9 protein-coding genes are annotated in these 9,490 nt (G+C 62.8%); 6 read left to right on the top strand and 3 right to left on the bottom strand.

Features of this window, described 5'->3' with window-relative positions; genetic code table 11:
• Window positions 1-1,458 precede the first annotated feature (1,458 nt).
• The gene (locus J2S76_RS14040) at window positions 1,459-1,929 is read left to right on the top strand and encodes a GIY-YIG nuclease family protein (RefSeq protein ID WP_307061148.1); all 471 of its coding nucleotides are present in this window, start codon (window positions 1,459-1,461) and stop codon (window positions 1,927-1,929) included.
• Window positions 1,930-2,061: 132 nt separating this feature from the next.
• Here J2S76_RS14040 and J2S76_RS14035 read toward each other — a convergent pair whose 3' ends face one another.
• On the bottom strand, window positions 2,062-3,765 hold the full coding sequence (locus J2S76_RS14035) for an AAA family ATPase (RefSeq protein WP_307061146.1): 1,704 nt from the start codon (window positions 3,763-3,765) through the stop codon (window positions 2,062-2,064).
• Window positions 3,755-3,997, bottom strand: a complete 243-nt coding sequence (locus J2S76_RS14030) for a hypothetical protein (RefSeq protein WP_307061145.1) — start codon at window positions 3,995-3,997, stop codon at window positions 3,755-3,757. Before J2S76_RS14030 ends, J2S76_RS14035 begins: the two co-directional genes overlap by 11 nt.
• Window positions 3,998-4,570: 573 nt before the next feature.
• Here J2S76_RS14030 and J2S76_RS14025 point away from each other — a divergent pair.
• From J2S76_RS14025 to J2S76_RS14005, 5 genes are all read left to right on the top strand, one after another.
• Window positions 4,571-4,879: a hypothetical protein gene (locus J2S76_RS14025; RefSeq protein ID WP_307061143.1), complete on the top strand. Its 309-nt coding sequence runs from the start codon at window positions 4,571-4,573 to the stop codon at window positions 4,877-4,879.
• A gap of 86 nt (window positions 4,880-4,965) precedes the next feature.
• A complete protein-coding gene (ilvD, locus tag J2S76_RS14020) occupies window positions 4,966-6,798 on the top strand; it encodes a dihydroxy-acid dehydratase (protein WP_307061140.1) in 1,833 nt (610 codons plus the stop codon).
• Between the two features lie 122 nt (window positions 6,799-6,920).
• Window positions 6,921-7,226 carry an alkylphosphonate utilization protein gene (locus J2S76_RS14015; protein ID WP_307061139.1) on the top strand — a complete coding sequence of 102 codons (306 nt, stop codon included), beginning with the start codon at window positions 6,921-6,923 and terminating at the stop codon, window positions 7,224-7,226.
• A gap of 77 nt (window positions 7,227-7,303) precedes the next feature.
• Window positions 7,304-7,603: an HdeA/HdeB family chaperone gene (locus tag J2S76_RS14010; protein ID WP_307061136.1), complete on the top strand. Its 300-nt coding sequence runs from the start codon at window positions 7,304-7,306 to the stop codon at window positions 7,601-7,603.
• A gap of 312 nt (window positions 7,604-7,915) precedes the next feature.
• On the top strand, window positions 7,916-8,248 hold the full coding sequence (locus J2S76_RS14005; RefSeq protein ID WP_307061133.1) for a hypothetical protein: 333 nt from the start codon (window positions 7,916-7,918) through the stop codon (window positions 8,246-8,248).
• Window positions 8,249-8,319: 71 nt separating this feature from the next.
• Here the strand turns inward: J2S76_RS14005 and J2S76_RS14000 are convergent, their stop codons facing one another.
• Window positions 8,320-9,357 (bottom strand): class I SAM-dependent methyltransferase, encoded by a 1,038-nt coding sequence (locus J2S76_RS14000; protein WP_307061131.1) that lies wholly within the window; start codon window positions 9,355-9,357, stop codon window positions 8,320-8,322.
• Between the last annotated feature and the right edge of the window lie 133 nt (window positions 9,358-9,490).

Here is a 9,490-nt window from a genome sequence, read left to right as displayed (position 1 = left end):
CTTGCTCGCCTTCATCGTCTCCGCTCCTCCCAGCCAAGGGATTTTGGCGCGAAAAACTCCAGCTTCAAACGGTCCAGTTTTCGGGGATCAGATCAGATGACCAGCGCCCTTCCGTCGTCCGCGGAGTCCGGCTCGCCGCCGACCGAGGGCGGGGCCATCAAATCTCGCCACCGCACCAGCAACCCGAGCCGATAGGGATCATGCCGAAGTCGCTCGGCGGTTGGCCAGGCCAGGACATCACCGCGCCGGGCGCCGCATGTGGACACGACGGCGCGGTGTTCTGTTGGTGAGCGGATTGTTCGTCCGTCGAGTTGCATGCCAAGCCCTCTAGATCAGGCACCGCGCCGTGACCTTCTACTGGCCAAATAGGCGCCAGCACCGGCATGCGTGCGGAATATGATTGGAGGTCGTGAGTTGTCCTAAGCGGCCGGCCACGAAGGGGGGGCACCCGACTTCTCTCCCGCCCCTTCGACCTGAGGGCCGGTGCTGGTCCTTCACGCGTGAGCCCGCGAGTTTTCAACATTTATTTCCGCGTGGAATCGTTGTGAACGTTGGATTCCCGCCCCCCTAAATAATCAAAGATTCGGGATTTTAGTTGCGCGTGCCGGGGACGCGGAAGCGCGGCGGCTGGCGTCCGCGAGGGAAGTGGAAGGGCCCCTAGTGGACAATCAGCGGTACAACAGTTCATGGTAGCCAGACGCAACTGAATATGATGGTGGCCGTGTTAGAAGCCTGGTGTTTTTTTCAAGACTGGGTAGCAGCCAATAGCAACTTCGTTTCCGCGATCTCAGCTGCTGTTGCGGCGACAGCTGCGGTTGTGTTTGGTGTTTACCAAATACGCATCGGTCGATTTACGCAACAAGCGGCATTGGCGGCCGAAGCTGCGACTAACGCAGCAATTAAGCTAGAGCAGCCAATTCTCCGAATATTCGAACCGGAATTGGTGTTCACTGAGCAACCGGTGGCTCCCAGGGTACCGTTCGTATCAGGGCAACTTTATGGACTTCCAACTAAGTACATGTCTCTTCTACGCATAAAAATAGGCAACTTTGGCCGAACTCCATGCGAAGTATAAAATATTAAGTGTGGCTACGTCGTCTCTTCAGCGAGGCCAACTACAATTTCATACACAACTGCGGAAGAGTCATCTGTTCCTATATTCATTTTAGTAAATGACAAAATAGAAGAATATATATATTTCCCGATAAATCTGTCTGACAAGGAAGTATCCCTCATTAAATCGGCGAGTTACAATCTGTGGTTTGCTGTTTCGGTCTCTTTCCTTGACTACATGCAACAAGAGCATATTGCGCGAGCCTGTTGGCGGTGGGACAAAATAGCCGAGCCTGACGACTATGGCGCTGTTCGCGAGCCGAAGCTGTCGCGCTAACATCTGTCTCAGCTGAGGCGTCTATTGTTCTAAGCTGGAATCAAATAAGAGAAGAGACCCACAGAATTATGAACGAGAAATTCGCCCAGCACGTCAATGCACTGCATCCTAAGTTCGAAGAGCTCATGGCCTCGTCACCATCGCACCATCAGGGCTTGCCTCCAAACATGCCGCCCAGGGGGGTCTATTTATTTAGCGATGGATCGGACCATCTTTACGTTGGCCGGTCCAATGCCTTGAGAAAGCGCTACGGCATGCATACTCGCCCGTCGGCGGACTCCAACACTGCACCTTTCGCATTTAAGCTCGCGCGGAAGGCTACAGGACGAACCATTGTTTCATATCGCCCTGGCGACGGGACACGGAAATGGCTATCGCAAGAGCCTACCTTTAAGGCCGCCTTCTATGAAGCGAAGCTCAGAATTCAAAAGATGGATTTTCGCTTTGTCCAGGAGGATGACCCGACCCGGCAGGCATTGCTTGAGATGTACTGCGCTATCGCGCTGAGCGCGCCGTTCAACGACTTCGACAATCACTAAGCTCAAACGTCGTGGAACGCCAGCCGCGGCTTCCACCGCGGCGGTGGGTGTTCCACCGCCATGGGGGTTATAGGGGGCGGTGGAACACACCCCGGTGGAAGCCGGTGGAAGGGCGGTGGAAGGGCGGTGGAATCAGGCCGACGGTATGCGATCCGGCCCGAAATCATCGGCGGTGACGATCAGCTTTTGACGCTGATGAGAGGGTGGTCCCTCCCAGATCAGCCTGATCGTCCCTGCCTCCAGCAACCGCTGCATAGCCTGTTCCAGCTGCCGCTTATTGAACCCCCTGGCGTCGTCGTGCTTTGCCATTTTGGCGGGGGCGTAGCTGGTTCCCGTCGATACACCGACGCGCTGCCCTAGGCGGTTGAATTTCGACAGCAGGGCCACAAACAGGTCATCGACCTTCTTGTTGATGACGCCCATCATGGCCGGCTCCATGAGCGAGTCAGCCACGAAAGCACCGGCTTCCCAGCGCACGCGGACCTTGTCGCCGACGGCGCCGTAGTTGCTTTTCATGACCGTCAGTTCACGCGCGTTCGGATCTTCGCCGTCTCCTGTCGGCCGGGTGAGGTAAAGCCGGGACCGCACGGAGTTCGACCAGCCGGTTGAACCCGACGTTCCAGTACCTGACTGCATGCCGCTGACGGATGGATGCGCCAGAAGCAGTACGGCGCAGTCTGTCCTAAGCGCCAACTTCCGCAGCGCGGCTATGAAGGTCCGCACCTGATTGCGTTTGATCTCGTCGCCAGCGAAGAGGTCGGCAGCGGTGTCCAAGATCACGAACCCCGGCGCGAACGTCTCGACCAGCCGCTCGAGGGCGGCGTGCAGCCGAGTGAAGAGCAGCACCCCATCGCGCCCTGGAGCGGCAAGAGTGGCGTCCTGGTCGGCGAGCGGCGCGATGAGCATGTGGCCTGCGAGATCAGCGAGATCGCCACCCAAAGCCGTTACGATGTCCACCGTGCGCCGGTGAAGCTCATCGGCATCATCTTCGGCAGCGAGGTACAGCACCTTGCCTTCGGTCGGGTGCAGGCCTGCAGTTGAGACACCGAGCGCGGATGCGACGCCGAGCTGATGCGCGAGCAGCGACTTGCCCGTCCCGCCGTCGCCGCTCAGCAGCGTGACCGTCCGCGCCGGGATGAGCCCCGGCAGGAACCACTCGCGGCGCGGCACGGGCTTGCCTGCCCATACGGCTGGGTCGAGGGTCGGCAGTCGCTCGAGGATATCGTCGGCGGCTTCATGCGGGATGCGTAGCGCAGACGCTGCCGCCGCGACTTCGTGGCTGTGTATCTCGCGCGTCGCCATGCGCTCGATGCGCTTATCAGAAGCCTGGGGGTATTGCTGCTCAAGTCGAGCGCAGATCTCGTCAAATCTCTCGGCTGGCAAGAGAGTCCAAGCAGCCCCCGCCAGCGCCACCGCCATGCTGCGAGACACGTCCGCCTTGGCGAGCAGCGGAATGCCGGTCCGGATGGCGTTGCGGACCATCTCGGTGGCTGCAGGATACGGCTCGAGGTGATCGATCTGCTCGACCTGCACGTCGCCACCCCGATCGAGCACCGCGATACGCACGCCGAGCGGCGCCTCGGGGATAAATCGTTTGAAGGTGTCGACGAGCACGCCTAGCCGCGGTAGGTCGGCATCAGAGAGCGAGTCCAGATTTCCGGTATGGAAATCGAAGCCTTCGACGGCTAGGCGCTCTTGATCGAGGTCGCCAGACGGAGTGACAGGGAACAGTGCGGTTTCGCCGTAGAGAGCCTGCCGCATTTGGCGCACACGCCCGAGTACAACGGCGCGGGCGGGGAGGTGCAGGATGTCGGCTGCGGCGCTATTAGCCTGCATATTTGGCACCGCCCTCCAGCGCCGCCAAAGCGACGCGACCAATCTTGTCGGCTATATCCGGCGCGAAGGCCGCGACCTGCTCGCCGCGAATCTTCGGCGCCCAGGCCCTTAGGCGTCCGTCGCTGCCGCGGCAAATTTCAACATTGAAGACGCGTAGACCGCCAGCGTCGACATCGACGATGGCGAGCGCTCGCGAACCCACCGCAGCCCGGCGGGTTGAAATGACGTGCATAAAGCCTCCTTCCCGCGCGGACGAGCCGGCGGGTGAATGGTGGAAAGGGGAGGTAGGTGTGTGCTCCGCTGTTGCTGACAAGATAGCGTCGAACACCGGCGACGTACTTAATTTGCGGCTGTTAGTGGCCCACAGTCCTAAGGTCTGTGTCGTGCCCAGCGCCGTGGCGCGCGGAATTCCGTCGGCAATGGGTTCGAGGCCCGAATCCAGCGCTTCGATTTGGCGGTAGCATTGACGGCATCATCTCCACCGAATCTCCACCGATACGACACCGAAAGGCGTTGCCAAACGCACCCGAACACCTCTCAAAAGCGTTGAAAACGCTTGATTTTGTATCTCGGTAGCGCCGCTCATAACGGTCTGGTTGTAGGTTCGAGTCCTACCGGGCCCACCAATCTTCTTTCAACGATCTACCGAAGCCTGCGGACGTGCCCTCGGTAGGCTTGAACCCGGTACGGGGGACGCGCGCTTGTGTGATCGCTTCCGCCGGCGTCGGCACTTGACCTTCGGCAGCCCGGCGTCATTTCCAGGGCGACGCTCCGCCGATGGAGAGAGAAAAGACGAGGCCCATTGATGAATGCCCCTTCCTTCACCTCCGCCTTTCTGCCGGCCGTTCTTGCCGCTTTTCTCGGCCTTCTCCTGCCCGCCTCCGCGCAGGCGCGACCGAACTCGCTCGCCATGAGCTGCGCGCAGGCGCGGGCTCTGGTGCAGCGCGAGGGTGCGGTGGTCATCGGCACCGGGCCGAACCTGTATGACCGTTTCGTCACCGATGCCGGCTATTGCACCTCCAAGCGCTCCAAGCCGGCCTGGATCGAGACCCGCGACGAGGCGCAGTGCCTGGTCGGCCAACTCTGCCGCGAGCGGCGGTTCAGGTGGCGTTGAGGCCGGCACGCTTCCAGCGCCGCCTAAACGGTTGCGCGATACGCCGACGGGGGGCATAAGCGCGGCAAAGAGTTTGGAGGAATTCCATGCCCGCCTATCGTTCCCGCACGACCACCCATGGGCGCAACATGGCCGGGGCGCGCGGCCTCTGGCGCGCCACCGGCATGAAGGACGGCGATTTCGGCAAGCCGATCATCGCCGTGGTCAACTCCTTCACCCAGTTCGTGCCCGGCCATGTCCACCTGAAGGACCTCGGCCAGCTGGTGGCGCGGGAGATCGAGGCGGCGGGCGGCGTCGCCAAGGAATTCAACACCATCGCGGTCGATGACGGCATCGCCATGGGCCATGACGGCATGCTCTATTCGCTGCCCTCGCGCGAGCTGATCGCCGACAGCGTGGAGTACATGGTCAACGCGCACTGCGCCGACGCCATGGTCTGCATCTCCAATTGCGACAAGATCACCCCCGGCATGCTGATGGCGTCGCTGCGCCTCAACATCCCGACCGTCTTCGTCTCCGGCGGCCCGATGGAGGCCGGCAAGGTGGTGCTGAACGGCAAGACCAAGGCGCTCGACCTGGTCGATGCCATGGTCGCCGCCGCTGACGACCGGATCTCGGAAGAAGACGTGGCGGTGATCGAGCGCTCGGCCTGCCCGACCTGCGGCTCCTGCTCGGGCATGTTCACCGCCAATTCGATGAACTGCCTCACCGAGGCGCTCGGCCTCGCTTTGCCCGGCAATGGCTCGACGCTGGCGACGCACGCCGACCGCAAGCGGCTGTTCGTGGAGGCGGGCCACACCATCGTCGATCTCGCCCGCCGCTATTACGAGCAGGACGATGCCAGCATCCTGCCGCGCTCGGTGGCGAGCTTCGCCGCGTTCGAGAACGCGATGACGCTGGACATCGCCATGGGCGGCTCCACCAACACCGTGCTGCATCTGCTGGCCGCCGCCCATGAGGGCGAAGTGCCCTTCACCATGGCCGATATCGACCGGCTCTCGCGCCGCGTGCCGGTGCTGTGCAAGGTCGCCCCGGCGGTGCCCGACGTGCATGTGGAGGATGTCCACCGCGCCGGCGGCATCATGGGCATTCTCGGCGAGCTCGACCGCGCCGGCCTCATCGACACCTCGGTCGGCTCCATCCACGCCACCTCTCTCGGCGCGGCGCTGGAGCATTGGGACGTGAAGCGCACTGCCAGCGAGGCGGTGCACGAATTCTTCCGCGCCGCGCCGGGCGGCGTGCCGACCCAGGTCGCCTTCAGCCAGGCCGCCCGCTATGACGAGGTCGATCTCGACCGCGAGAAGGGCGTGATCCGCGATCTCGAACACGCCTTCTCCCGGGATGGCGGCCTCGCCGTGCTCTATGGCAACCTTGCCGAGGATGGCTGCATCGTGAAGACCGCCGGCGTCGACGAGAGCATCCTCAAATTCACCGGCACCGCCCGGGTGTTCGAGAGCCAGGACGACGCCGTCTCCGGCATTCTCGGCAATCGGGTGAAGCCGGGCCAGATCGTGCTCATCCGCTATGAGGGCCCGCGCGGCGGGCCGGGCATGCAGGAAATGCTCTACCCGACCAGCTATTTGAAGTCGAAGGGCCTCGGCAAGGAATGCGCGCTCATCACCGATGGCCGCTTCTCCGGCGGCTCCTCGGGCCTGTCAATCGGCCATGTCTCGCCGGAAGCGGCGGAAGGCGGTACGATCGGACTGGTGCGCGAAGGCGATGTGATCGAGATCGACATCCCCAACCGGCGGATCCACCTCGCGGTGGACGAGGCTGAGCTCGCCGCCCGCCGCGTGGAGCAGCAGGCCAAGGGCTGGGTTCCCGCCACGCCGCGCAAGCGCAACGTCACCACCGCGCTCAAGGCCTATGCCGCGCTCGCCACCAGCGCCGCCAAGGGCGCGGTGCGGCAGATCCCCTGAGCGGGCAACGAACCGATGGCCGCGCCACGCGCGCCGGTCATCCGCCGCAAAAGAGCAGAAGGCGGGGCCGCGGGCTCCGCCTTCTTCGCTTCGATCCCTGAAGACGACCGATGGAGGCCCGCATGGCCGACGAAGACGATGCCTATGTCTATGACGAAGCCACCGGCGAATGGCGCCCGGCCTCGGAACTGAAAGCCGCGGCCACCGCCGCGCCTGAAGTGCGCGATGCCTCCGGCACCGTGCTGGAGGACGGTGATTCCGTCGTGCTGATCAAGGACCTGAAGGTGAAGGGCGCCGGCCAGACGCTGAAGCAGGGCACGGTGATCAAGACCATCCGCCTCACCGACAATCCGGAAGAGATCGATTGCCGCTTCGAGGGCATCAAGGGCCTCGTCCTGCGCACCGAATTCGTGCGCAAGCGCGGCTGAGACGCGGGGGCGCGTGGCGCGCTGCGTGGTGGCATGGTAGCTTTGTGCGTGCCACCGCTCACCCCCCAGGTTGATCCATGAGAAAGCTCGCCCTCGCCTTCGCCCTTGCCAGCGCTGCCGCCGCAAGCCTGTCCCACACCGCTTTGGCGGATAAGATCGACCTCTCCACCACGACCTGCGCGCAGTTCCTGGAGAGCGACAAGACCGAGATCATGCTGACGCTCGCCTGGCTTGACGCCTATTACAAGGATGTCGATGCCCCGCCTGTCATCGACACTGACAAATTCGTCGAGAATGCCGGCAAGCTCGGCGAATACTGTGCCGCCAATCCCACGATCGGCCTCATCACCGCCGCCGACGAGATGTTCGACAACTGAGGCGCTCGCGGGGCGCGCCTTCCGCGCGCGCCCTAATTCTATGATCGACGACACCTTGTCGGATCGGCTGGCGGCGTGGGCTGATCGGCTTGTACGTGCCTCTTGGCGACATTCGCCTCGCGTCGGGCTGCCCTCCCCGGCGCATTGACCGGTGCTATCATCATGCATCAGCGGTATTATCTGGCGAAAAGCGCGCGGATAGCTACTATTATGCAGTCGAATGGTAGCAAGTTAAGGTCGATCTAACTAATTTATCTCGGGAACCATACGTAATCTTCAGGATTATTCCTCACACAAACCGGAGGATATCCTATGATTAACGTCAAGACGACTTCTGCGGCCGTTCTCGCCGCGATGCTTGCTCTCAGCGCCCCGGCTTTCGCCCAGAGCTCCGGCTCGGACGGCTCGTCGTCGAGCACTGGCGCCAATACGGGCGGCAATGCCACCGGCTCGGGCACCACCGACAGCACGGCCGGCGGGATGAACCCGGCTGCGGGCTCGGGCATGAACTCTTCGGAAGGTCGCAACACCACCTCCGGCACCACCATGGGCACGGATGCCGGCGCGGCCGCTCCGGCCAATGCCGACCGGCCGGGCGACACCAGCTCCGACCGCGACTGCACCAGCCAGCAGACCCCCTGCTGATCGCATAGTGACCCTTACTTGACTGGAAAGGCCGCCTCTCCCCGGGGCGGCTTTTTCATCTGCGGGGAAGCTCAGCGGCCGGGCGAACGTGCCGCGCGCCGAGCATACCAGGCCACGATCTTTTTTCGCGCCCAGCGCGGAATGGCCTTCTTCAACGCGCTCAGCTCGGCAAGCTGCGCGGTTTTCCGCGCCACTGGCTGTTCGGCGGCTTCGAGCGCGGCGATGCGCGCGACCGCCTGATTCAACGGGCTGTCGGCGATCTGACGCGACTGTTCGGCAAGATCGATCACCACGCCGTCCATGAGCCGGCGCCGCTTGAGCTGAAGCTCCTCCGGGGAATGCGCCTCCCGTCCCGGACGCAACCAAGCATAGAATTCGGTCGCGACCGCCTGTTGAATGGCCTCGACGCGCAGTCGGAGAAAGCCCAGCTCCGCCAATTCCAGCACCATCAGCTCAAAGCTCGCCGGCGTGAACACCCATTGATGGTTGTCGATATAGGAGGTCGCTGTCGCCATCATGTCCCAGGCTGGGAGCAGGTGGTCGAACGGGATCTGCAATGTCTGGGGCGTGGCGTCGTCGCCTGCCCATCCCGGCGGCCCGCTTTTGCACGTATGGAACGCCATGAAGTCGAAGTAGCTCTCCGGCGTGTGCAGAGTGCGCTTTTCCCGAAAGGCGGCGATAGCGCCTGCGGTAGTCGAGACGGGCCGGTTGAAATCGAAACATTTGCGCTTGTCCGGCACCGCCAGGATCACCACGCCTTCCCGCTTCAATAGTCGCTGTGCGGCGTCCAGGAAGCTGACGATGTCGGTCGTGTGCTCGATGACGTGGCTGGCGATGAAGGCGTCGAATGTGCCAAGCTCGGCAGACGGCAGCGCGTCGGCGATGGAACCGCCGCGCCAGACCACGTCGACCTCCTCGATACGGCTGGCATCCGGCACATTGCGATCGCCGTCATATTTCGCAAATAGCCCCTCGCGCGTGTCGTGATCGACGACGACGGCGTTCCACCCGTCCCGCTTTGGCGCCAGAGGCGAGAAGCTCGGGCCGATCTCGATCACCTTGCTGCTCTTGGGCAGATCCCTCAGAAGAATATCCTCACGGCTGACCACGGCTCACACTCACTGCGTTGGCGGGGCGAGAAGCGTAGACGGCGGCCCGGCCCGCCGCCACCCGCAGCGCCGTGCGATTGGAACAAAACGCGAAACGTGCTCTGTGGGCAGCAGGTCCGCTCCCGGAGATTCG

Origin of the sequence: Ancylobacter vacuolatus, assembly GCF_030813595.1 — a bacterium.
Taxonomy (GTDB): domain Bacteria; phylum Pseudomonadota; class Alphaproteobacteria; order Rhizobiales; family Xanthobacteraceae; genus Ancylobacter; species Ancylobacter vacuolatus.
This window is presented reverse-complemented; position numbering and strand designations above follow the sequence as displayed.